The sequence below is a fragment of the Jannaschia aquimarina genome, assembly GCF_000877395.1.
Classification (GTDB): Bacteria; Pseudomonadota; Alphaproteobacteria; order Rhodobacterales; family Rhodobacteraceae; genus Jannaschia; species Jannaschia aquimarina.
On the sequence record NZ_JYFE01000027.1, the window covers coordinates 87,989 to 112,324 of the forward strand.

Here is a 24,336-nt window from a genome sequence, read left to right on the forward strand (position 1 = left end):
GTTCGGCCCTGCCTTCGAGGATCAAGACATCGTGGTCGCACCGGCGTCCGCAACCAACTTGCGTAGCCGTTCCGCGCTGCGAGGCTCCAGATCGCGCAGATTGCTTTGTGCCTCGCACCATGCTTCCAACCGCGCCATCGCCTCGTCCGTCTTGCCGAGGTGGGCCTCGAGGAATATGCGGGCGAGGTCGACCTGTCCGTAGTCTATCCATACGCGCTTCTTGTTGGGACCGAATTGGCGACCCGCGCGGTCGAGGAACGCCAGAGCCGTCTCGGCGTCGACAACGTCGGCAAGATAGATTTCAGACATGCGCACGGCACGAGGCACGACGAAAGCGACGTCCTGTGCAAACAACTCCAGAGGTTGAAGAACATTCAACCCCATCCACGATATAGACGTCATTATGGAGTTCTCGGCAAAGACGCTTTTGGCCGTTCGATGCCATGCGATGTTCCCGCGGTAGTCGATGTGCGGCACGAACTCGAGCGACACCCCGAATTTGATCGTGTATGTCACCCCTTTCCAGGCCGCGATCGTGATCACATGGCGGATCCCGTTGCCCGCGTCGCGTCACCAGACCCGCCGCCGTGCGCGCGTATATCGCAGCGGAAAGATTTCTGCCTCCAGAGCCGAACCGACGCAGGTGTCGAACTCCTGCGCCGAGACCGAGGCGCCCACGACGCGCGGCGCGTTGGGATCCCGCCCGCGGCGCTCTGCGATCCGTACCCTCAGGCGATATGCCGCGTCGGCACCTCTGGCGTGTTCAAGCGCCCGGGCGGGATCCCGGCTCCAGACCCTCGTTCCGTTATGTTCGATGGTCGCCTCGAACCACTTCGAGCGACCCCATCGCACCAACCGCAGCAGCTTCAAGGACATACGCACCCCGGACCGGTGCGAGGATCGTAGGGTGGACCGCCCTGCTCCGCCAACGCCGTGAGCGGAGATTGGCCTAGCACAGTGTCTGTCAAACGGAACCGGGCATTCACGCGGATCGCACCGAAAGTCTGCCCTGATCCGCCAAGCCGACCCCGGACCGGTCAGTTCCCGACGATTTCCCCCGGAGCCGCCGCCGGACATCGTGCCATGTCCGCCAGGCGTTCGGCATCGAGCGGACCCGCGAAGCGCAAAGGGGGCGCTCGAAGGCGCCCCCCTGTTCCGGTCGATCCGTGCGGATCAGTTCGAGGTCTTGATGATCCGCTCGCCGTTGCCGTCCACGTCGGCCAGTTGGCGCGGCAGGCGGAAGGTCCAGAGCATGCCGCCCTGATTGAGGTAGTTCACCTTGGAGGCGACTTCCCCGCCCCAGAGCGGAACGGCGCCGCCCCAGCCGGAGATGACGGAGACGTATTGCTCGCCGTCCTGCTCCCAGGTGATCGGCTGACCCACGATCCCGGAGCCGGTCTGGAAGCTCCAGAGTTCCTCGCCGGTCTCGTCGTCATAGGCCACGAACTTGCCTTCCGGGGTGCCGGTGAAGACGAGGCCGCCCGCGGTGGTCATCACGCCGCCCCAGAGCGGCGCGTCGTTCTTGACCTCCCAAACCCATTCGCCGGTCATCGGATCGACCGCTTTCAGGCTGCCGATATGGTCTTCGTACATCGGTTTGATGGTGAAGCCCGAGCCAAGATAGGCCGCGCCCTGCTTGTAGGTGATCGGCTCGTTCCAGATGTCCATGCCCCACTCGTTCGAGGGGACGTAGAACAGGCCGGTCCGCTGGCTGTAGGCCATCGGCATCCAGTTCTTGCCGCCCAGGAAGCCGGGGGCGGAGAACACCGTCTCGCCCTTCTGGCCGTCGGCCGAGGCGGACGGGTCGCCGGGGCGGTTCTCTTCGATGAAGATCGGACGGCCGTTGTCGTCGATCCCCTCGGCCCAGGTGATGTCCTTCACGAAAGGCCAGGCGTCGACGAAGGCGCCGTCCTCGCGGTTGAGCACGTAGAAGAAGCCGTTCCGGTCGGCGGTCGCGAACTTCTGGTTGCCCTCCGAGTCGGTGAAGGCCACGACCTCGTTCACGCCGTCATAGTCCCAGCCCTCGCGGGGGGTGGTCTGGTAGTGCCACTTGATCTCGCCCGTGGCGGGGTCGAGGCCGATCCGCGAGGAGGCATAGAGCGCGTCGCCCATCAGGTCGTCGCTCTCGGTGCCGCCGCCGCGCAACCAGCTGTTCCACGGTGCCGGGTTGCCCGTGCCGAAGACGATCGTATCGGTATCGGCATCGTAGCTGCCGCCGAGCCAGGTCGCGCCGCCACCGGTCTTCCACATGTCGCCGGGCCAGGAGGCGTTGAGCTCGCCGGTCATGGTGCTCTCTTCGCCATTGAGCGTGCCCATGTGGCCCTCGATGACCGGACGGGTCCAGACCAAGTCACCGGTCTCGGCGTCGCGGGCCTGCACTTCGCCGACGATCCCGAACTCGCCGCCGGAATTGCCGGTGATGACGAGGCCGTTCACGATCATCGGCGCTGCGGTGTAGGAATAGCCGGCCTTGTAGTCCGCGATCTTGTCGCGCCAGACCACGTCGCCGGTCTTGGCGTCGAGGGCCACGATCCGCGCGTCCAGCGTACCGAAGTAGATCTTGTCGCCATAGAGCGCCGCGCCGCGGTTCACCACGTCGCAGCAGGGCAAGATGCCTTCGGGCAGGCGGGCGTCGTACTGCCAGATCTCCTCGCCGGTCTTGGCGTCGATGGCGTAGAGGCGCGAATAGCTGCCCGTGATGTAGACGATGCCGTCATGGACGAGCGGCTGGGTTTCCTGGCCGCGCTGCTTTTCGCCGCCAAGGCTGAAGGCCCAGGCGGGAACGAGGTTGGCCACGTTCTCCTTGTTGAGGGTCTCTAGCGGAGAATAGCGCTGCAGGTGGCGCCCCATGCCATTGGTCAGGACGTCGCCGACGGACTCGGCGTCGTTCGCCAGCATCTCTTCGGTGACTTCGGCATTGGCTCCGAATGCCAGCATGCTGACCGATGCGGCCAGAATGATACGTTTCATGTCGGTCCTCCCTTAACGACCCAGAGGGCGCAGAGCGCCCAAATCCTCGCTCCGAGTATCCGGCGCCGGCGCCGTGCCCGAAATCGGACCTTGGTCTTACGACCCTCGAGGCGGGGCGGTGGTATCATGGCCTTCATGATGGCACGTCTCGCCGCCGCCGCCGCCGCCGCCGCCGCCCTTACCCTTTCCCTGCCCGCCGGAGCGGAGGAGGTCCGTCAGGTCTGGCTGGAAGGGAGCGATGTGCGGCTCGCCATCGCAGAGGTCACGCTGCGCAACGACGGCACCTACGAATTCGCGTTGGTCCCGGCTGCGTTCGAGAACCACTTTCTTTCCATGCGTCCCTTCCGCTGCATCGAAGGGGCAGAGCGGCATCTGTGTCATGTGCCCTATCCCTATGCCATCTCGCGGGACCTTTCGGACGGGCTGACCGATCTGGAATATGACCTGCTGTTCGTCTGGAAAGGGGCGGGCGAGTACGGGATCAACATGTGGAACGGCATGTACTGGAAGCTGGAACGCGACGACGACCGGTTTGTCGGGGTCCTGCACGAGATGGACATGGATGCGCTATCGGTCCCCCCGCCGGACGGTGAGATGCGACCCATCCGCCCAGCGATTCTGACCGAGGCCGATCCGGACGATCACCCTCTGCCGCGCCTCGTGGTAGAGTAGGCGACGGGCCGCGCTTCCGCCTTTCGTCGCAGTGCCGTCCACCCGGCGGCTGCGCTACCGTCCGGGCCGAAAGGGAGGAATTTTCATGAGCATTCGGACCACGTTCGCCGCAGCGGCCGTTGCCGCGCTTTCTACCGTCACCGCAGCCTGGGCAGAGATGCCCGCCCTTCGCGCGGCCGTGCTAGAGTTCGGCACAGTCAACTGGGAGCTGGACACGATCAGGCACCATGGGCTGGACGGGGCCAATGGCTTCTCGCTCGAGGTGCAGGGCATGGCCGGGGGATCGGCTGCGAAGACTGCATTCCAGGGCGGAGAGGCGGACGTGATCGTCTCGGACTGGTTGTGGGTCGCCCGTCAGCGCGCGGCGGGACGGGACTACGTTTTCATCCCCTATTCCAAGGCCGTGGGCGGCATCATGGTCGGCGCCGAAAGCGGCATCGAGACGATGGACGATCTGGCCGGAAAGAAGATCGGCATCGCGGGCGGTCCGCTCGACAAGTCCTGGCTGATTCTTCAGGCCTACGCCTCCGAGCAGGGGCTGGACCTGAAAAGCGACACCGAGCAGGTCTTCGGGGCGCCGCCGCTGATCTTCAAGACCGCGCTTCAGGGCGAGACGGATGCCGCGATCAACTTCTGGCACTTCATGGCCAAGATGGAAGCGGGCGGGATGCGCAAGCTGATCGACGTGTCGACTGCGGCCGAGGCGTTGGGCCTCGATCCCGACACGCCGCTTCTGGGCTACGTCGTGCGCGGCGAGACGCTGCGCGACACCCCCGAACTCGTGAACGGGCTGGCCGCCGCCAGTCGCGCCGCCAAGGAGATGCTCGCCACCGACGACGCCGAGTGGGAGCGGCTGCGCCCCCGCATGAACGCCAAGACCGACGCCCAGTTCGAGGCGCTGGTCGCGGGCTTCCGCGCCGGCATCCCCGAGGCCGGACCCGTCGACGAGGCCGCCGCCGACCGGATGCTGCGGCTGATGGCGGAACTTGGCGGCGAGGAGCTTATCGGCGAGGCCACCACATTGCCCGAGGGGGTGTTCCATACGCCCGGAAGCTGACCCGGTCCTGAAGGTCGACATCACGGGGCTGTCGCGCGGCGGCAGCCCCGTTCTCGGTCCCGTCGCACTGACGGTGGGTCAGAGCGAGACGGTCGCCCTGACCGGGCCGTCGGGGATCGGGAAGACGTCGCTGTTGCGGGCCATCGCCGGCCTGGGCGGCGCGGTCGAAGGCCGGATCGACGCGCCCGACGCGACGGCCTACGTGTTTCAGGAACCCACGCTTCTGCCCTGGCGGAGCGCGCTCGCGAACATCACCATCCCAACCGGTGCCACGGCGGAGGCCGCACGCGCGGCCCTGTCGCAGGTGGGGTTGGAGGGGCGCGAGGATGCCTTTCCCGACCAGTTGTCGCTGGGCCAGCAGAGGCGCCTGTCGCTGGCCCGCGCCTTTGCCGCGATGCCGCGCCTGATCCTGCTGGACGAGCCCTTCGTTTCGCTGGACCCGGTTCTCGCGGACGAGATCATGGACCTGTTCGCGGACTGGCAGTGCAAGACCGGAACGGCCGCCCTGCTGGTGACGCATGTGGAGGACGAGGCGCGCCGGTTGGCGACGCGGATCCTCAGGCTGGGCGGGAAACCCGCGACGCTTGCGGCGTGACGCGTGGCGCGCCCCTCAGAAGCGCGGGCCGTACTTCCAATTGTCGGCGTCCGGCGTGACCTCTTCGGGATCGTAGCCCGACGACACCATCCGTTCGGCGATGGGCAGGCCGGTCTCTGCCGCGCGGTCGATCAGCCGTCGGCCCGCTTCGATATCCTGCACAACGCCGTGTCCTCGGATCATCGCGAGGCCGAGGTTGAACTCGCCCACAGGGTCCCCCGCCTCGGCGGCGCGGCGGTCCCATTCGGTCGCAGCGTCGGGGTCGTAGGGGGCGCCAAGGCCGTTGTTTTCGAGCTGGGACATCCAGGTCATCGCACCGGTCCAGCCCTTGTCGGCGCAAAGCCGGAAGAGCTCGCGCGCCAGTTCGTGGCGCCCCGACTTGGTGATGAAGTACCCCTGCGCGCAGGTCATCATGTCCGCATGGCCGCGCTCGATATTGCGCTGCACGGCGCCCAGCGACAATTCCGGCGGGTTGAGCGTGCCGCTCTCATCCTCGATCGTCGCGTCGTCCGCGAGTGCCAGATCCTCGGCGCGGACGGGGGCTACGAGGATAGATGCGGTCAGCAGGGAGAATGACAGAATTCGGATCAACATGGATGGCCTCCTGCCGGAGCCATAGCACGGATGCGCTCGGATCGCACCGTCGCCGTGGTCGTAGCCGTCAGCGCGCGCGCTTCATGCCCCGCGCCGGGTCGTAGCCCCAGAGGGCCAGCGCCCCGAAGGCCAACGTTGCCAGCAGGGTCCAGAGCAGGGCCAGGGGGTTGAAATCCAGGTAGAGCGCGAAGCGGATCAGCTCGACCGCGTGGGTGAAGGGATTGGCCGCGCAGATGTCGTGCAAGAGGCGGGAAGATTCCGCCATCTTCCACAGCGGGTAGAGGGCCGAAGACAGGAAGAACATCGGGAAGATCACGAAATTCATCACGCCCGCGAAGTTCTCGAGCTGCTTGATGAAGGAGGACAGCGCCAGCCCCAGCGCGCCCAGCATCAGCCCCGCCAGAACCAGCGCGGGCAGGATCGCCAGATAGCCCCATGGTGCGAAGTCGATCCCGAAGAGCGCGGCTATGGCGAGGAAGGCGTAGCATTGCAGGATCGAGATGGCGGTCGAGCCCAGCAGCTTGGACATAAGCAGCCACCAGCGCGGCAGGGGGGCCGTCAGCAGGACCTTCATCGACCCCATCTCTCGGTCGTAGACGAGGCTGAGCGAGGATTGCATCCCGTTGAAGAGCAGGATCATGCCCAGAAGGCCGGGCACGATGTAGGTCTCGTAGGTGATGTAGGTCTGGTAGGGCGGCGTGATCGAGAGGCCCAGCGCCGCACGGAATCCAGCGGCGAAGACCAGCAGCCAGACCAGCGGACGGACGAGCGCCGCGACGAAGCGCTCGCGCTGATGGATGAAGCGCAGAGCCTCGCGGGCGACCACGGCCCGGAGCGCGATGAGCGCGGCCTTCACGCGGCGGCCCCGGTGACGGACAGGAAATGGTCCGAGAGCGGCGCGCCGGCCGTCACCTCCGCCACCGGCCCGTCGGCCAGGAGGCGACCGCGGTGCAGGATCAGCAGGTGATCGCCCTCTCGCACCTCGTCGGTCAGATGGGTGGCCCAGAGCACTGCCAGACCCTCGGTGGCGAGGGCATGGACATGTTCGGTGATCGCGCTGCGCGAGGCGGCGTCCAGCCCCACGGTCGGCTCGTCGCACAGAAGGACGGAAGGCTCATGCAGCAGGGCACGCGCGATTTCCGTGCGGCGCCGGTGGCCGCCGTTGAGGGCGCGGACCTTTTCGGCCGCCCGCTCTCGCATCGCCAACCGGTCGAGGGCCTGGTCGATGCGTCGCCCGGCGTCCCGCCCGGCGATCCCGCGCAGGGCGGCGGCGTATCGCAGGTTCTGCGTAACGGTCAGGTCCAGATCCAGCGTCGGCTGCTGGAAGACGATCCCCATCCGCGCCAGCGCCGCCCGCCCCATCGGGTGCCCCGCCACGCTTATCGTGCCCGCGCCGGGGCGCAACAGGCCGGCGAAGAGACCGAAGAGCGTCGTCTTGCCCGCCCCGTTCGGGCCGAGCAACGCGGTGAACCGTCCGGGCGGCGCCTGGAAGGTCACGCCGTCGAGGGCCTGCTTGGCGCCGTAGGCGTAGGACAGACCCTCGACCGTCAGCGTCATTCGATAGTGATCTCCAGCCGCTGCGTCTCTCCGGTCGAGCCCGGAACCATCAGCACATACGAGCCCGGTTTGATGGCGAGGAAACCGATCTCCATGACCCCCGCCTCGTCGAACTCGACGGAATCGAGCCCCAGCGGACGGATTTCCAGACCTTCTATCACGATCTCGTCGATCCAGATGGCACGGAAGAACTCGGATCCGGTAAGCGCCAGTTCCTGACTGCCGTCGGCCTCGATCTCGAACTCGTAATAGGTGCCCGACTTCAGGACCCAGGGCGCATCGGCGAGCGGCATGCCCGCCGAAAGCGTGATCGGCGGCAGATCCTCCTTGTTGGAAGCCGACAGGATACCGGCGAGGCCGAATCCACGATCGTCGTCATCGTCGTCGTCGGAATGGCTGTCGGCAAAGGCCGCGCCGGCGGCGATGGCCAACATCGCGGCGGTGGTGGTCAGGGTGCGGATCATGGGGCCTCCTATCGCATGTCCCAGTGTTCGGTCAGCCGCACGCCGTCGGTGCGGAAGATATCGACGATGGTCTGCTCGGTCGCCCAGCCCGGTGGCGGGCTGTCGAAGCGGATTGTCGTGCGCGAGACGACGATCTCTCCGGTCGAGACGATGTCGTGGATTTCGGCGCGCATCCCCTCGCTCGCCTCGAAGGTCTCACGCAGGAACGCCTTCAGGCCCTCGGGCCCCTGGGCGATGCCATCGGCGTACTGACGGTAATCGTGGGACATGAGGTCGTCCACGACCCCGATCATCTGCGCATTGATGATCTCGTCCCAGAAGCGGCGGACGAGCCGTTCCCCCGATTGCGGGTCCGGCGTGGTCATTCCGTCGGGCGGAAGGCGGCGCCCCAGGGGAAGCGGCCGACCTTGATCGTCTTGACCGGCTCCCGCGCGGCGACGTCGATCACGGTCACGTCGCCGGACACGCCATTCGTCGTGAAGAGCAGCGAGCGGTCTCGGTTGAACTCCATGTGCCAGACGCGGCGGCCGACGAGGATGTAGTCCTCGACTTCGTAGGTTTCGGCGTTCACGACCGCGACGTGGTTCGAGGGGCCCAGCGCCACGAAGGCATGGGTGTCGCCATTGGTGAACTCGAAGCCCACGGGCTGCACCCGGTCGGGATGGACGCCCTGCACCTCGAAGTCGATCTTGGTCGTCTCCTGCTGTGTGGCGACATCGAAGACGCTGATCGTGCCGCCGATCTCGGCCGAGACCCAGAGCTCGGTGCCGTCCTTGATGAACTCCGCATGGCGGGGGCGGGAGTCTACCAGGGTGTTGGCGAACAGCTCCTGCGTCTCGGTGTCGATCCAGTGCGCCATGTTCGTCGTCTCGGACGTGGTGATGGCGATCTTGCCGTCGGGGCTGACGGCCATGCCTTCGGGTTCTATGCCGACGTCGATCTGGGCCACGACGGTGCGCGTCTCGGTGTCGACCACAGTGGTGATCGCGTCGTCCTCGTTGGCGATGTAGAGATGCCGGTCGTCGGGATGCAGGACGAACTGCTCCGGATCCTCGCCCGAGGGGAGGTCGTGCAGGATCTCTCCGGTTTCGGGGTCGATGACCTGGACGGAATCGCTGTCGGAAGCGCAGAGATACAGAACCGAGTGATCCTTTGAGAAGGTGATGCCGCGCGGGCGCTCGCCCACCTCGATGGTGCGGACCACTTCGAGCGTCTCGATGTCGATGACGCTGATCGTGTCGTCCTTTTCGTTGGACACCCAGATCTCGTCGGCGGCGGCGGGCATGGCGGCGCAAAGCGCCAGAAGGGATGCGCGAAGCATGATCGTCTCCTAGTCGAAGGCGGTGCAGGCGGATTCGGGTTCGTCCAGCCCCAGCGTATCGAGTTCGGTGCGCTGGTGCAGGAACCCTTCGAGCGGGGCATTCGCCACCAGGGCACGGGGATGGACGATGGGGATGGGCTGGCGGAGCTGTCCGTTCCAGGCGCGGAACGTCATCGGCCGGCCCTTGAAGCCCGCCAGTTCGAACTCGTCGGACAGCAGGAAGGCGCGCAGGGCAGCGGGGTCGGCGGCGCTCGTGCGGGTCACCGCCTCGCCCAGCGCGCGGATGGCGGCCCAGGCGCCGTAATCCTCGGGCTCCATTTCGCGGCCAGCCGCTTCCTCGAACCGGTTCTGAAGCTGCACGGCGCCCCATTGCTCGACCACCCGCGCCCAGGTGACGGCGGTCAGCCCTTCGGAGCCTGCGACGGGGCGCGGCTCCCACGTGTTGTAGAGGATGTAGCGGCCGAAATCGCCCAACTCGTCGGCGACCAGCAGGGCGTCGTAATCGCCCAGATCCTGCGTGAAGAGCGGCACCTCCTGCGCGGCGTTGCGGCGCATGTCGGCGTCGAAGACCCAATCCTTGCGCGTGCCGATCTCCAGCCCGAATTTCGTCAGGCTGCGTTCCAAAGCCGCCAGATAGGCCAGGTCATCGGGATGGGTGCCCGCGATGACGGGCAGGTCGTCCCACCGCTTGCGCACCAGGAACTGCGCCAGCGCGTCGGTGCGCATCGCGGTCGAAGGGATGGTGTGCAGCAGGTTCGCGCGGCATTCCGCGTCGCGCAGGTCGTTGGCGCCTTCGGTGGCGTTGAAGAGGATCGCGCCCTGTGCCTCGGGCAGGTCGGCGATGGCGGTCAGCACTTCGGCCGGGGCGTCGATCACGAGGAACAGCGTCTCGCCCAACGCGGCACGGGCGGCCTCGGCCGGGTCCTCGCCCAGCGGAACGGTGCTGTCGGTCAGCGCATATGTCTGGCCCAGGAAGCGGCCCGTCGTCGCGTTGTCCTCGATGGCGACCGCCGCCCCGTCGAGGCCCAGCCGTTCGGGGCGCGGATCCAGGTTCGACAGGGTCGGCGGAAGCTCTCGCTCGACGGTTAGGTAATGCACGGTGACGTCGATCTGGGCCCAGGCGGGCGCTGCCAGGCACATGGTGGCCAGGGCCAGTCTCAGCATGTCGGTCTGTCCTCCCGACGCTGAGGTTAACGGGATGCTCGGCAGCGGCGACCGATACCTTTGTCGCACGCCCTTCCCGGTCCGTCCCGACCAAGGTCCAATGGTGTCCGCCGCGCGGCCCATCCTAATCAGACTTCAACTCATGGGAGGATCAATCATGACCCGGCATGCCTGCAAGATCGGCCCGACGCTCGCCCTCGTCCTGACCGCGCTTGGCACCACCGCGCTCGCCCATGGCGACGTGAAGCCACAGGCGGTCGACGTCTCGACGCTGCCGCCCATCGAAGGCGACTGGCTGACCGAGAACCCCTATCGCGTGGACGCCGTCGGCGAGGAGGTCTGGGCCGAGGCGCTGCGCATCGGCGCTTCCGGCTACAACCAGAACTGTGCCCGCTGCCACGGGCTCGAGGCGATCTCGGGCGGGCTCGCGCCGGACCTGCGCTTCCTCGAGGCCGAGGAATACGGCGACGAATGGTATGTGGAGCGGTTCCGCGAGGGATACACCCAGAACGGCATCACCAAGATGCCCGCCTTCGGAGAGCTTCTGGGGCAGGAGGCTGCCTGGGCCATCCGGACCTATATCGAGACCCGCCCCGATGACGGCGCCATGGAGGACGTGACGCCCGAACTGGCCGCCATGCGCGACGACCTGAAGGCCGGATCCGCCGACGGGGCCGCCGCCGCCGCCCGCCTGCAGGAGATCGCGGCCGAGATCGAAACGCTCTCCGGTGCGCCCGTCGCCGACAGCGCGGCCTGGCGCGCGGCGAACGCGCTGAACGCCGATCCCACGGCGACCGCCAAGGCCGCCGAGATCCTCACGATCGGCCTGTCCGCCGCGAAGTGAGGCGCGCGGCCCTCTGTCTGACGCTGATCGCCGCCCTCTTGCCGGGGGCGGCTTTCGCCGATGATCCGTGTGCGGATCACATCCCGCAGGCCCGTCCCCAGAATGCCAGCCGCGACATCGTCGGCCAGGAACTGGACGTCATCCAGGAGCGGGGCTGGATCCTGATCGCCGTCTACGAGGACTTTCCCCCCTATTCCTGGGAGGAGGGCGGCGAGGCGCGCGGCATCGACGTGGAGATCGGCCGCCTGATCGCCGAGGATCTGGGCGTCGAGCCGCGCTTCACCTTCGTGGATGCGGGAGAGACGCTGGAGACGGATCTGCGGGTGAACCTGTGGCAGGGCGGGGTGATCGGTGGGCGGGTCGCCAACGTCATGATGCGGATCCCCTATGATGCCCGGTTTGCCTGCCGGGTCGAGCAGGTGGTCTTTACCGGCCAATATGCCGGCGAACGCATCGCCATCGCCTATTCCGAAGCCGCCTATCCCGACGATCCCCCGACGCCCGCCTATTTCCGCTACGACACGGTATCGGTCGAGAACGACTCCATCTCGGATTTCTATCTGTCCGCCTTCGCGGGCGGGCAGGTCCGGTCCAATGTCCGGCGGTTCCCGACCATGGCCGAGGCCATGGATGCGCTGGCGGCCGGAGAGGTGCAGGCGGCGATGGGCCCCCTGTCGCAGATCGAATTCGGGCTGGCTGAAGGGCTCGCCGCCCACACTCCGCCGCTACCGGGCTTCGCGGTGGGGCAATGGACGATCGGGCTGGGCGTGAACTTCCAGTATCGGCCGCTGGCCTATTCGGTGGACGACGCCATCTGGGCGGCCCTGTCCGACGGGCGCATCGAAGAGATCCACCGCAGCTACGGCGTGAGCTTCCAGCAACCGGAACGCTAGGGCGTCCGGGTACGGTCGCGTCCATCGCAAAGCTGCCGGAGCGGTGCGCCCGGCACCCTAGGCCACCAAGGTCGCATTTGCGTCGCGTGGCCGTGGCCCCTAGCGTGTCCGCAGGATGAGGAGGATCGCATCATGGAGATGACCGGAACCCGCACCATCGCGGCCCCCCCGCAGGTCGTATGGGATGCGTTGCTCGACGCGGATGTCCTCAAGGAATGCGTGCCCGGCTGCACCGAGATGTCGGGCAATCCCGATGACGGCTTCGAGGCGACGGTGGTCCAGAAGGTCGGACCCGTGAAGGCGACCTTCCGCGGACAGGTCACGCTGGAAGACCGTGTCGAGCCCCAGAGCCTGCGCTTGTCCGGCGAGGGCAAGGGTGGGGCTGCGGGCTTTGCCAAGGGCGGCGCGCTGGTGACGTTGACGCCGGCCGGAGCCGGCACGGAACTGACTTACGAAGTGGATGCCCGCGTGGGCGGCAAGCTGGCTCAACTGGGCAGCCGCATCGTGGATTCGTTCGCCGCCAAGATGGCCGACCAGTTCTTCGAGCGATTCCAGAACGCGGTGGCGCCCGACGCCCCCGACCCGGCCGAGGCGCCCGCGCCCGAGCCTGCAGCATCGGCACCCGAACCGGCAGAGGCCCAGGCCGCTCCGGAGGGGGGCGAGACGGATCAATCCAAAGAGAAGAAAGGCTGGTTCCGCCGACTCATCTCGGCGGACTGAGCACGCGAACATCAGGGAGGAGACCGGGATGAAGGTCACGATGACCGTCAACGGAAAGGAACGCAGCGCCGAGACCGAGGGGCGGACGCTGCTATCCGAATATCTGCGCGAGGGGCTGCGGCTCACGGGCACCCATGTCGGCTGCGACACCAGCCAGTGTGGCGCCTGCCTCGTCCATGTGGACGGACAGCCGGCCAAGGCCTGCACCGTTCTGGCGCAGGATTGCGAGGGTGCCGAGGTCACGACGATCGAAGGCATGGCCAATGCCGACGGCTCGCTGAGCCGGATCCAGCAGGCGTTCCAGGATCATCACGGGCTTCAGTGCGGCTTCTGCACGCCGGGCATGGTGATGGCGGCGGCGGCACTGCTCAAGGACAACCCGCAGCCGACCGAAGCCGACGTGCGCCACTACCTCGAAGGCAACATCTGCCGCTGCACGGGCTACCACAACATCGTCAAGTCGGTGCTGGCGGCCAGCGGTCAGAGCGTCGAGCCGGTCGCGGCCGAGTGACGAAGCGGCCCGGCCTCGCGCCGGGTCCCCAAGCGGCCACCGCGGCTGGATCCGCGTGCGCCGGACTTATCGGATTTCAGACCCCGCGCGGGGTCACATGAGACAGGGAGGACGTCCATGCCGAAGGACACGGGAATAGGCGCCAGCTCGAAGCGGCGCGAGGATGTGCGGTTTCTGACGGGCAAGGGCCGCTACACGGACGATATCAATGTCGCGGGGCAGGCGCATGTCGTCTTCCTGCGCTCGGATATGGCCCATGGCCGCATCAACTCGATCGACACCGCCGACGCGGCCGCCATGCCCGGCGTGATCCGCGTCTTCACCGGTGCCGATTTCGAGGGTGTGGGCACGATCCCCTGCGGATGGCAGGTGACCGACCGTCATGGTGAGCCCATGCAGGAGCCGCCGCACCCGATCCTGGCCCAGGGCAAGGTTCGCCATGTGGGCGACCCCTACGCCGCCGTCGTCGCCGAGACCGCCGCTCAGGCCCGCGACGCGGCCGAGGCCATCGTCGCCGACATCGAGGAATTGACCCCCGTCATCGACATGAAGGCCGCGCTGGCCGACGGCGCGCCCAAGGTGCATGACGACCTCAAGAACAACCTCTGCTACGACTGGGGCTTCGTCGAAGAGAACAAGGCCGCCGTGGACGAGGCGTTCCAAAACGCCGCGCACGTCACCACGCTGGAGTTGGTGAACAACCGTCTCGTCGCCAACCCGATGGAGCCGCGCGTGGCCGTCGGCGACTATGCCGCGCACGACGATTCCAGCACGCTCTACACCACGTCGCAGAACCCCCATGTGATCCGCCTGCTGATGGGCGCTTTCGTGCTCGGGATCCCCGAGCACAAGCTGCGCGTCGTGGCCCCCGATGTGGGCGGCGGCTTCGGCACCAAGATCTTCCACTACGCGGAAGAGGCGTTCTGCACCTTCGCCGCCAAGGCGATCCAGCGGCCGGTCAAGTGGACCTCGACCCGGGGTGAGGCGTTCATGTCCGACGCCCATGGTCGCGACCATGTCTCCAAGATCGAACTGGCGCTGGACGCGGACCACAACTTTACCGCGCTGCGGACCGAGACCTACGCCAACATGGGCGCCTACCTCTCGACCTTCGCGCCCTCGATCCCGACCTGGCTGCACGGCACGCTGATGGCGGGCAATTACAAGACCCCGCTGGTCTACGTGAACGTGAAGGCGGTCTTCACCAACACGGTCCCGGTCGACGCCTATCGCGGCGCCGGCCGACCCGAGGCCACGTTCCAGCTGGAGCGGGTGGTCGACAAGGCGGCCCGCGAGCTCGGCGTCGACCCGGTGGAGTTGCGGCGCAAGAACTTCATCACCGAGTTCCCGTACCAGACGCCGGTCGCCGTCGAATACGATACCGGCGACTACAACGCGACGATGGACAAGCTGCTTGAGTTGATCGACCGCGACGGCTTCGAGGCGCGCCGCAAGGAGAGCGAGGCGCGCGGCAAGCTGCGCGGTCTGGGTCTGAATTGCTACATCGAGGCTTGCGGCATCGCGCCCAGCCAGCTCGTCGGCCAGCTCGGCGCGCGGGCGGGCCTCTACGAGAGCGCGACGGTCCGGGTGAATGCAACCGGCGGTCTGGTCGTCATGACCGGCTCGCACAGCCACGGGCAGGGGCATGAGACGTCCTTCGCCCAGGTCGTCTCGGACATGATCGGCATCCCCGAGGATCAGGTCGAGATCGTCCATGGCGACACGGCCAACACGCCGATGGGCATGGGCACCTACGGGTCCCGCTCGCTTGCGGTCGGTGGGAGCGCCATTGTCAAGGCGACCGACAAGATCATCGCCAAGGCCAAGAAGATCGCCGCCCACCTGATGGAAGCGTCGCCCGACGACGTGGAACTCAAGGACGGCGCCTTCACCGTCGCGGGCACCGACAAGTCGGTCGCCTGGGGTGATGTGACCCTCGCGGCCTACGTTCCCCACAACTACCCGCTGGAGGATATCGAGCCGGGCCTGGAGGAGACGGCGTTCTACGATCCGAACAACTTCACCTACCCGTCGGGCGCCTATGCCTGCGAGGTGGAGGTCGATCCGGAGACCGGCAAGGTGGACGTGATCTCGTTCGCGGCGGCCGACGATTTCGGCAACGTCGTGAACCCGATGATCGTCGAGGGACAGGTCCATGGCGGCGTGGCGCAGGGCATCGGGCAGGCCTTGCTCGAGAATTGCGCCTACGACGAGAACGGCCAGCTGCTGAGCGCGTCCTACATGGATTACGCCATGCCGCGCGCCCATGACGTGCCGATGATCAAGGTGGACCATTCCTGCCAGACGCCCTGCACCCACAACCCGCTGGGCGTGAAGGGCTGCGGCGAGGCCGGGGCGATCGGCTCTCCGCCATCGGTGGTCAACGCGGTGATCGACGCGCTGCAATCGGCGGGGCACGACGTGACCCATATCGACATGCCGCTGACACCGCCGCGCGTCTGGGCCGCGATGAACGGTGCCAACGCGACGGGCGGCGGCGGAACCGCGCATGGCCGGTCGGTCGGCGCAGGCGATACGGCCACGCATTGATGCCGGTCGAGCGCGACGAGCACATGCGCGCGACGCCGCGGACCTCGCGGCGTCTGGCGGCCGGCTCGCTGCTTCTGTGGGCGGGGCTCTGCCTCGTCCTGGCGGCGGGGTTCGGCGTCCTCTGGGGCCCGCTCACCGCGCTCAATACCTTCCTCGTGGCCGGGATCATCCTGCCCGGTGCGATCTTTTTCGTCTCGAACTTCTGAAGGGACATCCGATGTACAACTTCGAACTGGTCAAACCCTCCTCGGTCGCCGACGCCGTCAGCGCGTTGCAGGGCGAGGACGCGCAGGCGCTGGGCGGCGGTCAGACCTTGCTGCCGACGATGAAGGCGCGGCTGGCGCAGATGGAGACGCTGGTCTCGCTGAGCCATATCGACGAGATCAAGGGCGTCTGCACCGACGATCAGGGGCGCCTCTGCGTCGGCGGAGGCACGACGCATGCCGCGGCGGCCGAAGCGTTGTCGGGCTACCCGGCGCTGGCCTCGCTGGCCGCGCGGATCGGCGACCCGGCGGTGCGCGCGCGGGGCACGATCGGCGGCAGCCTCGCCAATGACGATCCGTCGGCCTGCTGGCCGGCAGGGGCGCTAGGCTCGGGCGCGACCATCGTGGCAGTCGGCTCCGGCGGCAGCCGCGAGATCGCGGCGGACGACTTCTTCCAGGGCATGTTCACCACCGCGCTGGACGAAGGCGAGATCATCACAGAGGTCAAGTTCCCCGTCCCGGAAAAAGCCGCTTACGAGAAGTTCCTGCAACCCGCCTCGCGCTTCCCGCTGGTCGCGGCCTTCGTGGCGAAGTTCTCCGACGGGGTGCGGGTCGCGATCACCGGTGCGTCGCAGGACGGAGTGTTCCGCTGGACCGAGGCGGAGCAGGCGTTGTCGTCCAACTTCTCGGCGGACGCCGTGACCGGCCTTGCAGCGCCGGACGGGTCGGGCATGATCTCCGATCTGCACGGGTCGGGCGACTACCGGGCCCATCTGGTCCGCGTGATGACAGCACGTGCGGTGACAGCCGCGAGCTGACGCGCCGCAACGTCAGCGGAAAAGGGGGCCTTCGTGGGATGCGGAGGCCTTTTTCTTTAGCTGAATACGTTACATGATGTACGTCGAGAGAAAATTCCGTAACATATTTCTTGAGGACGGGCGTCGAATGGTTTATTTCCGTTGGATCGGAGGAGGATCATCTTGCGCGACGCCTTCATCTGCGACGGGGCTCGGACCCCTATCGGGCGCTATGGCGGCGTGCTGTCTTCTGTGCGTGCCGACGACCTTGCGGCCCTGCCCATCGCGGCGCTGACGGCGCGCAATGAGGGGCTCGATCCGGCGGCCATCGACGAGGTGCTGCTGGGCGCGGCCAATCAGGCGGGCGAGGACAATCGCAACGTCGCGCGCATGGCGGCGCTGCTGGCTGGCCTGCCCGAGACGGTTCCCGGGATCACGCTCAATCGCCTGTGCGCGTCCGGGATGGACGCGGTCGGGTTCGCGGCGCGGGGCATCAGGGCGGGCGACTATGACCTGACCATCGCCGGCGGCGTCGAGAGCATGAGCCGGGCGCCTTTCGTCATGGGCAAGGCCACGGCCGCTTTCAGCCGCGCGGCCGAGATCTTCGACACCACCATCGGCTGGCGCTTCGTGAACCCGCGTATGGAGGCCGCTTACGGCACCCATTCGATGCCCCAGACCGCCGACAACGTCGCCGCCGATTACGATATCTCACGTGAGGATCAGGACGCCTTTGCCTTGCGCTCCCAGCAGCGCCGGGCCGCCGCCCGGGATGCGGGTGTCTTCGCCGAGGAGATCGTGCCGGTCGAGATACCGCGTCGCCGGGGCGACCCGCAGATCGTCACCGAGGACGAGCATCCGCGCCCCGACACCGACCCGGCCGGGCTGGCCAAGCTGCGCGGCATCAACGGTCCCGATCTGACGGTGACGGCGGGCAATGCCAGCGGCGTCAATGACGGCGCCGCCGCGCTGCTCGTCGCGTCGGCGGACGGGGCCCGCGCGCAAGGCCTGACACCGCTGGCCCGGGTGGTGACGATGGCCTCGGCCGGGGTCGCGCCGCGCATCATGGGCGTGGGCCCGGTTCCCGCGATCCGCAAGGCGCTGGATCGCGCGGGGCTGACCATCGAGCAGATGGATGTGATCGAGCTGAACGAGGCCTTCGCGGCCCAGGCGCTCGCCGTGACGCGCGAGCTGGGCCTCGCGGATGACGACGTACGAGTGAACCCGAATGGCGGTGCCATCGCACTGGGCCATCCGCTGGGCATGTCGGGCGCCCGCCTCGTCCTGACGGCGGTGCGGCAACTGGTCCGCACGGGCGGGCGTTATGCCTTGTGCACGATGTGCGTCGGTGTCGGGCAGGGCACCGCGCTGATTCTGGAGGCGGCTCGATGAGCTATGACATTCACATCACGCGCAAGCAGTTCTGGGCGGACGAGGAGGGCGAGGCGATCTCCCGAGAGGAGTGGCTGGCGCATGTCGCGGCCTCGCCAGACCTGACGGAGTCGGAGGCCAAGATGTTCGGTGAGGATCCGCCCATCGCGCGGGACATCTGCCTGCCTGATGGTTCGACCGAGACGGTTTGGTGGAGGCGCGGGGACATCCGCGCCTACGGTCCGACGACCGAGCTGCTCGTCGCGCTCTATCCGCATGCCCGCACTCTCGGCGCCAAGCTGCAGGGCGACGACGGCGAGATGTACGGACCGGATGGGCAGGTGGTCGAGCGCGATCCGGAACGGCAGGGGCTCGAGCCGGCGGTGCCCGGCGCTTCGGCGCCCGGTTCCGCTCCGGCCGACGAGAAACCCCGCCACGGCTGGCTGGCCGCCCTTCTCGGCCGGCTCAAGGGCGAGCGATAGGAGAGCACGCATGTACGCTCAGATGATCAAATCCGAGGCGACGGGCGACGATCCCGAAAAGCTGGCCGCCTTCCAGGCCCGGATCGACGCGGGCGAGAAGATCGAGCCCAAGGACTGGATGCCCGAGGGCTATCGGAAGACCCTCATCCGCCAGATCGGCCAGCACGCCCATTCCGAGATCGTGGGCCAACTGCCCGAAGGCAATTGGATCACCCGCGCGCCCTCGCTGGAGCGGAAGGCGATCCTTCTGGCCAAGGTGCAGGACGAGGCGGGTCATGGCCTGTACCTCTACGGCGCCGCCGAGACGCTGGGCGTCAGCCGGGACGAGTTGACCGAGATGCTGCTGGACGGGCGGATGAAGTATTCGTCGATCTTCAACTACCCGACCCTGACCTGGGCGGATATGGGCGCCGTCGGCTGGCTGGTCGACGGGGCGGCGATCATGAACCAGGTGCCTCTGCAACGCACCTCCTACGGGCCCTATGCCCGCGCCATGGTGCGCATCTGCAAGGAGGAGTCGTTCCACCAGCGGCAGGGCTTCCACATCATGATGCAGATGGCCAAGGGGACCGAGGCGCAGAGACGGATGGCGCAGGACGCGCTGGATCGCTTCTGGTACCCGTCGCTGATGATGTTCGGCCCGTCCGACAAGGACAGCGTCCATTCCGCCCAGTCGATGAAGTGGCGGATCAAGATGAACACGAATGACGAGCTACGCCAGAAGTTCGTGGATCAGACCGTGCCGCAGGCCGAATATCTGGGCCTCACCGTGCCGGACCCCGACCTGGCCTGGAACGAGGAGAAGGGCGGCTACGACTTCACCGAACCCGACTGGTCCGAATTCCACGACGTCCTTCGCGGCAACGGCCCTTGCAACCGGGAGCGGTTGGAGGCGCGCAACCGCGCCTGGGACGACGGCGCTTGGGTCCGTGAGGGCATGATGGCCCATGCCGCCAAACGGCGGGCGGCGAAGGTGGCGGCGGAATGATCGCCGCACCCGATCCGTCATGGCGTTTGGCCGAGGTGAACGTCGCCCGTCTGAAGGCGCCGATCGACTCGCCAGTGGTGACGCCCTTTGCCGAGGCGCTGCCCGCCCCTGGCTGCGGAGTGACTCCATGAGCAACCATGCTTCGACCCCCTATCCGGGCACCGAGGTGCCGGACGGCAAGACCAAGGCCGAGTGGCCCCTGTGGGAGATCTTCATCCGGGGACAGCACGGTATGAGTCACCGCCATGTCGGCAGCCTGCATGCGCCCGACGCCGAAACGGCGATCCGCAACGCGCGCGACGTTTACACGCGCCGCAACGAGGGCGTCAGCATCTGGGTGGTCGAGGCGTCGCGCATCGCGGCCTCCAGCCCGTCCGACAAGGGCCCGCTTTACGAGCCGTCCGAAAGCAAGGTCTACCGCCATCCCGGCTTCTTCGACATTCCCGACGATGTGGGGCCGATGTGAGCGCGCTGTTCGAATTCCTGTGCCGTCAGGGCGACAGCACGCTGATCCTGGGTCAGCGGCTCGGCGAATGGTGCGGTCACGCGCCCGCCCTCGAAGAGGATATCGCGCTGGCCAATGTCGCGCTCGACCTGATCGGTCAGACGCAGATGTGGCTGGGTCTCGCCACCGAGGTGGAGGGCGCCGTGCGGGACGCGGACGATCTGGCCATGCGCCGCGACGTCTGGGATTTCCGCAACCTTCTGCTGGTCGAGCAGCCGAACGGCGATTTCGGCCAGACGACGATGCGGCAATGGCTCTTCGATCAGTTCCACGTCCTGCAACTCGAACGCCTCTGCGACAGCGCGGACGATCGGGTTGCGGCAATCGCCGCCAAGGCCGTCAAGGAGGTGCGCTACCACCTGGAGAGATCCTCCGGGACGGTGATCGCGTTGGGCGACGGGACAGAGGAAAGCCACGGCAGGATGCAGGCCGCGCTCGACCGGCTGTGGCCCTATGCGGGCGAGATGTTCGAGAGCGATGCCATCGACGCGGAACTGGCCGAAGCCGGGATCGCGCCGGAGCCGGCCGATCTGCGCGCGCCATGGGATGTGGCCGTGGACGCGACCCTCGCCGAGGCGACGCTGACCCGTCCGGAAAGCGACTTCACCCAGACCGGTGGGCGGTCCGGCAAGCGCCATAGCGAGCATCTGGGCCACCTGCTGGCGCAGATGCAGTGGCTCCCGAGGGCCTATCCCGATGCGCGCTGGTGACCTCAAGCCCCGCGTCGCGGATGTGTGGGAATGGCTCGACGCCGTGCCCGATCCGGAGATCCCGGTCATATCCGTCGTCGATCTGGGGATCGTTCGGGACGTTGCCTGGGACGGCGACGAATTGGTCGTGACGGTGACCCCCACCTATTCCGGCTGCCCCGCAACCAGCGTCATCGCGATGGAGATCGAGACTGCGCTGCGCGACCGTGGGATCGACCGGCTGCGCATCGCGACCCGCATCGCGCCGCCCTGGACGACCGACTGGCTGAGCGACAAGGGCCGCGACAAGCTGGCGGCGTACGGCATTGCGCCGCCGTCGCCCGCCGGCGGACCCGAGGCCTGTCCCCATTGTGGCGCCAAGACGGTGACGCGGGTCAGCCAGTTCGGCTCGACGCCCTGCAAGGCGCACTGGCGCTGCGATTCCTGTCTGGAACCCTTCGACTACTTCAAGTGCATCTGAGGCGCCCCGATGGCCCGCTTCCATCCTCTGACGGTGACGGATGTCCGCAAGACGATCCGGGACGCCGTCGTCGTGACCCTTCGCCCGGAGGAGGGCGATTTCGACTTCACGCAGGGCCAGTACCTGACATTCCGCCGAGATTTTGACGGGACCGAGATCCGGCGCAGCTATTCCATCTGCGTCGGGCGCGGATCGAAGGACTTGCAGGTGGGCATCAAGAAGGTGGTGGGCGGCGCCTTCTCCACCTGGGCCAACGAGGATCTGCGCCCCGGCGACATACTCGAGGCGATGGAGCCCCAGGGCCGCTTCCATGTTCCGCTCGAGCCGGACCGCGCGCGCCACTACCTCTGTTTCGCGGGCGGGTCCGGGATCACGCCCGTCCTGTCGATCATCCGCACCGTCCTCGCCGAGGAGCCGCGCTCGCAGGTCACCCTGATCTACGCCAATCGCGGCGCGCCCACGATCATGTTCCGCGAGGAACTCGAGGACCTGAAGAACCTTTACCTCGGCCGTCTCAGCCTGATCCACGTGCTCGAGGAAGGGCAGGAGATCGAGCTGTTCCAGGGCCGCGTGGACGGGGCGAAATGCAATGCCCTGTTCGAGCGCTGGGTCGATATCGGCAGCGTCGATACCGCCTTCATCTGCGGACCCGAACCGATGATGCTGGCCATCGCCGAGGCGCTCAAGGCGCACGGCCTGCCGGAGGATCGCATCAAGTACGAACTCTTCGCCTCCGGTCAGCCCGGGCGGCTGGAGCGGCCGGCCATCAGCGCGGACGAGGCGGAGGCCGAGACCCGGCTGGCCGTGACGCTGGACGGGACGACCCAGGCCTTCGAGACGCGGCGCGACCGGACCGTATTGGAGGCCGCGCTGGAGCAATCCATCGACGCGCCCTATTCGTGCCGGGCCGGGGTCTGTTCCACCTGCAAGTGCCGCGTTATCGAGGGCGAGGTCGAGATGATCGCCAACCACGCGCTGGAGGACGACGAGGTGGCCAAGGGTTTCGTCCTGTCCTGCCAGTCCTTTCCCGTCACCGATCGCGTGGCCGTGGATTACGACCAGCACTGACGCTCAGGACCGGTCGCGCCGGTCCACCACCCGGATCGCCTTTCCCTGCGAGCGGGCGACGCTGTCCGGTCCGCCGACCTGCACCTCGGCGGTCACGCCGACCATCGTCTTGATCCGGTTCGCCAGTTCGGCCTGCGCCGCCGCGCGGGACGGGGCGTCGGCCTCGTTGGGCGACGCTTCCACCAGCACGCGCATCGAGGCCATCGGACCGTCCGAGACCAGCTCGATCTGGAAATGCGGTGCCAGTCCGGGAGTTGCGAGGACCTGTTCCTCGATCTGCGTCGGGAAGACGTTCACACCGCGCAGGATGATCATGTCGTCCGACCGTCCCGTGATCTTCTCCATGCGGCGCATCGTGCGCGCGGTGCCGGGCATCAGCCGCGTCAGGTCGCGGGTCCGGTAACGGATCATCGGCATCCCCTCGCGGGTCAGCGTGGTGAAGACCAGTTCCCCTTCCTCGCCGTCGTCGAGTACCTCGCCCGTTTCGGGGTCGATGATCTCGGGGTAGAAATGGTCCTCCCAGATATGCAGGCCGTCCTTCGTCTCGACGCATTCGTTGGCGACGCCGGGGCCGATGATCTCGGACAGGCCGTAGATGTCGACGGCATGCATGTCGAACGCGTCCTCGATCCGCTTCCGCATCGAGTCGGTCCAGGGCTCGGCGCCGAAGACGCCCACCTGCAGCGACGTCTCCCGCGGGTCGATCCCGGCGGCCAGATGCGCCTCGAGCACGTTCAGCATGTAGGACGGCGTCACCAGGATACCCTTGGGACGGAAGTCGGCGATCAGCGCGATCTGCCGTTCGGTCTGGCCGCCGCCCATGGGAACGACCGTGCCGCCCAGCCGCTCGATCCCGTAATGGGCGCCCAGACCTCCGGTGAAGAGGCCGTAGCCATAGGCATTGTGGACCATGTCCCCCGCCCGAAGCCCCGCCGCCCGCAGCGACCGGGCCATGACGTCGGACCACATCTCGATATCGGCCTTGGTGTAGCCCACGACCGTCGGCTTGCCCGTGGTGCCCGAGGAGGCGTGGACCCGCACAATCCGTTCGCGCGGGACGGCGAACAGCCCGAACGGATAGGCGTCGCGCAGGTCGGATTTCTGCGTGAACGGAAAGCGGGCCAGATCCGAAAGCTCCCGCAGGTCGTCTGGATGCACGCCCGCCTCGTCGAAGCGGCGGCGATAGAGATCCACGTTCTCGTAGGCATGGCGCAGCGAGCGACGCAGGCGGTCGAGTTGCAGCGCGCGCAATTCGTCCAGCGAGGCGGTCTCGATCGGTTCCAGATCGCCGGGCTTGGGGCTGAGATCCTGCATCACTGCTCCTCCTCGTCGAACAGGGTTCCTCCGATGGCGCGGGAATTTCCGCGGAACTCGGCGATGGCGCGGCCGGTCTGGTCGACGACCCGCACGTCGCAGATGCCGCTGCGCCCGGTCAGCGCAATCTCGACCGCCACGGCGGTCAGCACGTCGCCCTTATGGGCCGGGGCCAGGTAGGTGATCGCGTTGTGCTGGGCCACGGTCACGCGGTTGCGGCTGTTGCAGGCAAAGGCGAAGGCGCTGTCGGCCAGCGCGAAGGTGACGCCGCCATGGCAGATGCCGTGCCCATTGCAATGATGCGCCTGCACCGGCAGCGACAGGACGGCGCGGCCCTCCTCGACCTCGACCAGTTCCATCCCCAACCAGTGCGAGGCCGCGTCGCTTTCCCACATGGTCTGGGCCGACCGCCGCGCCCGTTCGGCCGGCGTGATCGAATCCGTTACCATTTCCCCGGCTCCTCCCGTAACCTGTAACGACGCTTGCACGGACCGACGGGCCGGTCAAATGTCCAGAGGCCCGGAAC

The 24,336-nt window shown here is 67.3% G+C and carries 30 protein-coding genes; 18 read left to right on the plus strand and 12 right to left on the minus strand.

The features are described from left to right. Positions 1–21: 21 nt before the first annotated feature. The 3 genes from jaqu_RS07650 to jaqu_RS07660 all read right to left on the minus strand — a co-directional run bounded on the left by jaqu_RS07650 (position 22) and on the right by jaqu_RS07660 (position 2,970). Complete coding sequence (locus jaqu_RS07650; RefSeq protein ID WP_043918364.1) at positions 22–543, minus strand: hypothetical protein; 522 nt, start codon at positions 541–543, stop codon at positions 22–24. Positions 544–570: 27 nt separating this feature from the next. Next, positions 571–876 (minus strand): hypothetical protein, encoded by a 306-nt coding sequence (locus jaqu_RS07655; RefSeq protein ID WP_043918365.1) that lies wholly within the window; start codon positions 874–876, stop codon positions 571–573. Between the two features lie 297 nt (positions 877–1,173). Further along, on the minus strand, positions 1,174–2,970 hold the full coding sequence (locus tag jaqu_RS07660) for a PQQ-dependent methanol/ethanol family dehydrogenase (RefSeq protein WP_043918366.1): 1,797 nt from the start codon (positions 2,968–2,970) through the stop codon (positions 1,174–1,176). Between the two features lie 126 nt (positions 2,971–3,096). On the opposite strand from jaqu_RS07660, the gene jaqu_RS07665 reads away from it, so the two are divergent. From jaqu_RS07665 to jaqu_RS07675, 3 genes are all read left to right on the plus strand, one after another. Continuing rightward, positions 3,097–3,642, plus strand: a complete 546-nt coding sequence (locus jaqu_RS07665; RefSeq protein WP_052500841.1) for a hypothetical protein — start codon at positions 3,097–3,099, stop codon at positions 3,640–3,642. An 85-nt stretch (positions 3,643–3,727) separates the two neighbouring features. After that, positions 3,728–4,699 carry an ABC transporter substrate-binding protein gene (locus jaqu_RS07670; RefSeq protein ID WP_043918367.1) on the plus strand — a complete coding sequence of 324 codons (972 nt, stop codon included), beginning with the start codon at positions 3,728–3,730 and terminating at the stop codon, positions 4,697–4,699. 73 nt (positions 4,700–4,772) lie between these two features. Further along, a complete protein-coding gene (locus jaqu_RS07675; RefSeq protein ID WP_316243060.1) occupies positions 4,773–5,294 on the plus strand; it encodes an ATP-binding cassette domain-containing protein in 522 nt (173 codons plus the stop codon). Positions 5,295–5,309: 15 nt separating this feature from the next. Here the strand turns inward: jaqu_RS07675 and jaqu_RS07680 are convergent, their stop codons facing one another. The 7 genes from jaqu_RS07680 to jaqu_RS07710 all read right to left on the minus strand — a co-directional run bounded on the left by jaqu_RS07680 (position 5,310) and on the right by jaqu_RS07710 (position 10,394). Next, positions 5,310–5,888 carry a tetratricopeptide repeat protein gene (locus tag jaqu_RS07680; protein ID WP_043918368.1) on the minus strand — a complete coding sequence of 193 codons (579 nt, stop codon included), beginning with the start codon at positions 5,886–5,888 and terminating at the stop codon, positions 5,310–5,312. 67 nt (positions 5,889–5,955) lie between these two features. Then, the gene (locus jaqu_RS07685; protein ID WP_043918369.1) at positions 5,956–6,744 is read right to left on the minus strand and encodes an ABC transporter permease; all 789 of its coding nucleotides are present in this window, start codon (positions 6,742–6,744) and stop codon (positions 5,956–5,958) included. After that, positions 6,741–7,445, minus strand: coding sequence for an ABC transporter ATP-binding protein (locus tag jaqu_RS07690; RefSeq protein WP_043918370.1), 705 nt, complete (start codon positions 7,443–7,445; stop codon positions 6,741–6,743). The genes jaqu_RS07685 and jaqu_RS07690 overlap by 4 nt, the downstream gene beginning before the upstream one ends. After that, positions 7,442–7,909 carry a hypothetical protein gene (locus jaqu_RS07695; RefSeq protein ID WP_052500842.1) on the minus strand — a complete coding sequence of 156 codons (468 nt, stop codon included), beginning with the start codon at positions 7,907–7,909 and terminating at the stop codon, positions 7,442–7,444. Before jaqu_RS07695 ends, jaqu_RS07690 begins: the two co-directional genes overlap by 4 nt. A gap of 8 nt (positions 7,910–7,917) precedes the next feature. Beyond that, on the minus strand, positions 7,918–8,274 hold the full coding sequence (locus tag jaqu_RS07700; protein WP_043918371.1) for a nuclear transport factor 2 family protein: 357 nt from the start codon (positions 8,272–8,274) through the stop codon (positions 7,918–7,920). Then, positions 8,271–9,230 (minus strand): YVTN family beta-propeller repeat protein, encoded by a 960-nt coding sequence (locus jaqu_RS07705; protein WP_043918372.1) that lies wholly within the window; start codon positions 9,228–9,230, stop codon positions 8,271–8,273. Before jaqu_RS07705 ends, jaqu_RS07700 begins: the two co-directional genes overlap by 4 nt. A gap of 9 nt (positions 9,231–9,239) precedes the next feature. Further along, on the minus strand, positions 9,240–10,394 hold the full coding sequence (locus jaqu_RS07710; protein ID WP_043918373.1) for an ABC transporter substrate-binding protein: 1,155 nt from the start codon (positions 10,392–10,394) through the stop codon (positions 9,240–9,242). Positions 10,395–10,551: 157 nt separating this feature from the next. Between jaqu_RS07710 and pedF the strand changes: the two genes are divergently transcribed. From pedF to jaqu_RS07780, 15 genes are all read left to right on the plus strand, one after another. Continuing rightward, positions 10,552–11,238, plus strand: coding sequence for a cytochrome c-550 PedF (gene pedF, locus jaqu_RS07715; protein WP_043918374.1), 687 nt, complete (start codon positions 10,552–10,554; stop codon positions 11,236–11,238). Further along, the gene (locus tag jaqu_RS07720; RefSeq protein ID WP_084629540.1) at positions 11,235–12,131 is read left to right on the plus strand and encodes a transporter substrate-binding domain-containing protein; all 897 of its coding nucleotides are present in this window, start codon (positions 11,235–11,237) and stop codon (positions 12,129–12,131) included. The genes pedF and jaqu_RS07720 overlap by 4 nt, the downstream gene beginning before the upstream one ends. Positions 12,132–12,263: 132 nt before the next feature. Continuing rightward, positions 12,264–12,851: a CoxG family protein gene (locus jaqu_RS07725; RefSeq protein ID WP_043918375.1), complete on the plus strand. Its 588-nt coding sequence runs from the start codon at positions 12,264–12,266 to the stop codon at positions 12,849–12,851. Positions 12,852–12,879: 28 nt separating this feature from the next. Next, complete coding sequence (locus jaqu_RS07730) at positions 12,880–13,362, plus strand: (2Fe-2S)-binding protein (protein WP_043918376.1); 483 nt, start codon at positions 12,880–12,882, stop codon at positions 13,360–13,362. Between the two features lie 117 nt (positions 13,363–13,479). After that, positions 13,480–15,912, plus strand: coding sequence for a xanthine dehydrogenase family protein molybdopterin-binding subunit (locus jaqu_RS07735; protein WP_084629542.1), 2,433 nt, complete (start codon positions 13,480–13,482; stop codon positions 15,910–15,912). Then, on the plus strand, positions 15,912–16,118 hold the full coding sequence (locus jaqu_RS07740; protein WP_043918377.1) for a hypothetical protein: 207 nt from the start codon (positions 15,912–15,914) through the stop codon (positions 16,116–16,118). Before jaqu_RS07735 ends, jaqu_RS07740 begins: the two co-directional genes overlap by 1 nt. Positions 16,119–16,129: 11 nt before the next feature. Next, on the plus strand, positions 16,130–16,933 hold the full coding sequence (locus tag jaqu_RS07745; protein ID WP_043918378.1) for an FAD binding domain-containing protein: 804 nt from the start codon (positions 16,130–16,132) through the stop codon (positions 16,931–16,933). Positions 16,934–17,095: 162 nt separating this feature from the next. Next, complete coding sequence (pcaF, locus tag jaqu_RS07750) at positions 17,096–18,304, plus strand: 3-oxoadipyl-CoA thiolase (protein WP_043918379.1); 1,209 nt, start codon at positions 17,096–17,098, stop codon at positions 18,302–18,304. Continuing rightward, entirely contained in the window at positions 18,301–18,765 is a 465-nt protein-coding gene (locus jaqu_RS07755; RefSeq protein ID WP_043918380.1) for a single stranded DNA-binding domain-containing protein, read from the plus strand. Before pcaF ends, jaqu_RS07755 begins: the two co-directional genes overlap by 4 nt. A 10-nt stretch (positions 18,766–18,775) precedes the next feature. After that, positions 18,776–19,753, plus strand: a complete 978-nt coding sequence (gene paaA, locus jaqu_RS07760; protein ID WP_043918381.1) for a 1,2-phenylacetyl-CoA epoxidase subunit PaaA — start codon at positions 18,776–18,778, stop codon at positions 19,751–19,753. Beyond that, a complete protein-coding gene (locus jaqu_RS22050; protein WP_236687811.1) occupies positions 19,750–19,884 on the plus strand; it encodes a DUF3291 domain-containing protein in 135 nt (44 codons plus the stop codon). The genes paaA and jaqu_RS22050 overlap by 4 nt, the downstream gene beginning before the upstream one ends. Then, positions 19,881–20,219: a 1,2-phenylacetyl-CoA epoxidase subunit PaaB gene (gene paaB, locus jaqu_RS07765; RefSeq protein WP_043918382.1), complete on the plus strand. Its 339-nt coding sequence runs from the start codon at positions 19,881–19,883 to the stop codon at positions 20,217–20,219. The genes jaqu_RS22050 and paaB overlap by 4 nt, the downstream gene beginning before the upstream one ends. Next, on the plus strand, positions 20,216–20,968 hold the full coding sequence (gene paaC / locus jaqu_RS07770) for a 1,2-phenylacetyl-CoA epoxidase subunit PaaC (protein WP_043918383.1): 753 nt from the start codon (positions 20,216–20,218) through the stop codon (positions 20,966–20,968). Before paaB ends, paaC begins: the two co-directional genes overlap by 4 nt. Then, positions 20,955–21,428, plus strand: a complete 474-nt coding sequence (paaD, locus tag jaqu_RS07775; RefSeq protein WP_043918384.1) for a 1,2-phenylacetyl-CoA epoxidase subunit PaaD — start codon at positions 20,955–20,957, stop codon at positions 21,426–21,428. The genes paaC and paaD overlap by 14 nt, the downstream gene beginning before the upstream one ends. A 9-nt stretch (positions 21,429–21,437) precedes the next feature. Then, positions 21,438–22,496, plus strand: coding sequence for a 2Fe-2S iron-sulfur cluster-binding protein (locus tag jaqu_RS07780; RefSeq protein WP_043918385.1), 1,059 nt, complete (start codon positions 21,438–21,440; stop codon positions 22,494–22,496). 3 nt (positions 22,497–22,499) lie between these two features. Here jaqu_RS07780 and paaK read toward each other — a convergent pair whose 3' ends face one another. Both paaK and paaI read right to left on the minus strand, forming a co-directional pair. Continuing rightward, positions 22,500–23,810, minus strand: coding sequence for a phenylacetate--CoA ligase PaaK (gene paaK / locus jaqu_RS07785; protein WP_043918386.1), 1,311 nt, complete (start codon positions 23,808–23,810; stop codon positions 22,500–22,502). Next, positions 23,810–24,244, minus strand: a complete 435-nt coding sequence (gene paaI, locus jaqu_RS07790; protein WP_043918424.1) for a hydroxyphenylacetyl-CoA thioesterase PaaI — start codon at positions 24,242–24,244, stop codon at positions 23,810–23,812. Before paaI ends, paaK begins: the two co-directional genes overlap by 1 nt. Positions 24,245–24,336 lie beyond the last annotated feature (92 nt).

Excerpts from the sequence above, each read along its gene's own strand:
- jaqu_RS07655 (WP_043918365.1), bottom strand. The coding sequence starts at position 876 with ATGTCCTTGAAGCTGCTGCGGTTGGTGCGATGGGGTCGCTCGAAGTGG.
- jaqu_RS07660 (WP_043918366.1), bottom strand. The coding sequence starts at position 2,970 with ATGAAACGTATCATTCTGGCCGCATCGGTCAGCATGCTGGCATTCGGA.
- jaqu_RS07665 (WP_052500841.1), top strand. The coding sequence starts at position 3,097 with ATGGCCTTCATGATGGCACGTCTCGCCGCCGCCGCCGCCGCCGCCGCC.
- jaqu_RS07670 (WP_043918367.1), top strand. The coding sequence starts at position 3,728 with ATGAGCATTCGGACCACGTTCGCCGCAGCGGCCGTTGCCGCGCTTTCT.
- jaqu_RS07680 (WP_043918368.1), bottom strand. The coding sequence starts at position 5,888 with ATGTTGATCCGAATTCTGTCATTCTCCCTGCTGACCGCATCTATCCTC.
- jaqu_RS07690 (WP_043918370.1), bottom strand. The coding sequence starts at position 7,445 with ATGACGCTGACGGTCGAGGGTCTGTCCTACGCCTACGGCGCCAAGCAG.
- jaqu_RS07695 (WP_052500842.1), bottom strand. The coding sequence starts at position 7,909 with ATGATCCGCACCCTGACCACCACCGCCGCGATGTTGGCCATCGCCGCC.
- jaqu_RS07700 (WP_043918371.1), bottom strand. The coding sequence starts at position 8,274 with ATGACCACGCCGGACCCGCAATCGGGGGAACGGCTCGTCCGCCGCTTC.
- jaqu_RS07705 (WP_043918372.1), bottom strand. The coding sequence starts at position 9,230 with ATGCTTCGCGCATCCCTTCTGGCGCTTTGCGCCGCCATGCCCGCCGCC.
- jaqu_RS07710 (WP_043918373.1), bottom strand. The coding sequence starts at position 10,394 with ATGCTGAGACTGGCCCTGGCCACCATGTGCCTGGCAGCGCCCGCCTGG.
- pedF (WP_043918374.1), top strand. The coding sequence starts at position 10,552 with ATGACCCGGCATGCCTGCAAGATCGGCCCGACGCTCGCCCTCGTCCTG.
- jaqu_RS07725 (WP_043918375.1), top strand. The coding sequence starts at position 12,264 with ATGGAGATGACCGGAACCCGCACCATCGCGGCCCCCCCGCAGGTCGTA.
- jaqu_RS07730 (WP_043918376.1), top strand. The coding sequence starts at position 12,880 with ATGAAGGTCACGATGACCGTCAACGGAAAGGAACGCAGCGCCGAGACC.
- jaqu_RS07735 (WP_084629542.1), top strand. The coding sequence starts at position 13,480 with ATGCCGAAGGACACGGGAATAGGCGCCAGCTCGAAGCGGCGCGAGGAT.
- jaqu_RS07740 (WP_043918377.1), top strand. The coding sequence starts at position 15,912 with ATGCCGGTCGAGCGCGACGAGCACATGCGCGCGACGCCGCGGACCTCG.
- jaqu_RS07745 (WP_043918378.1), top strand. The coding sequence starts at position 16,130 with ATGTACAACTTCGAACTGGTCAAACCCTCCTCGGTCGCCGACGCCGTC.
- jaqu_RS07755 (WP_043918380.1), top strand. The coding sequence starts at position 18,301 with ATGAGCTATGACATTCACATCACGCGCAAGCAGTTCTGGGCGGACGAG.
- paaA (WP_043918381.1), top strand. The coding sequence starts at position 18,776 with ATGTACGCTCAGATGATCAAATCCGAGGCGACGGGCGACGATCCCGAA.
- jaqu_RS22050 (WP_236687811.1), top strand. The coding sequence starts at position 19,750 with ATGATCGCCGCACCCGATCCGTCATGGCGTTTGGCCGAGGTGAACGTC.
- paaB (WP_043918382.1), top strand. The coding sequence starts at position 19,881 with ATGAGCAACCATGCTTCGACCCCCTATCCGGGCACCGAGGTGCCGGAC.
- paaD (WP_043918384.1), top strand. The coding sequence starts at position 20,955 with ATGCGCGCTGGTGACCTCAAGCCCCGCGTCGCGGATGTGTGGGAATGG.
- jaqu_RS07780 (WP_043918385.1), top strand. The coding sequence starts at position 21,438 with ATGGCCCGCTTCCATCCTCTGACGGTGACGGATGTCCGCAAGACGATC.
- paaK (WP_043918386.1), bottom strand. The coding sequence starts at position 23,810 with ATGCAGGATCTCAGCCCCAAGCCCGGCGATCTGGAACCGATCGAGACC.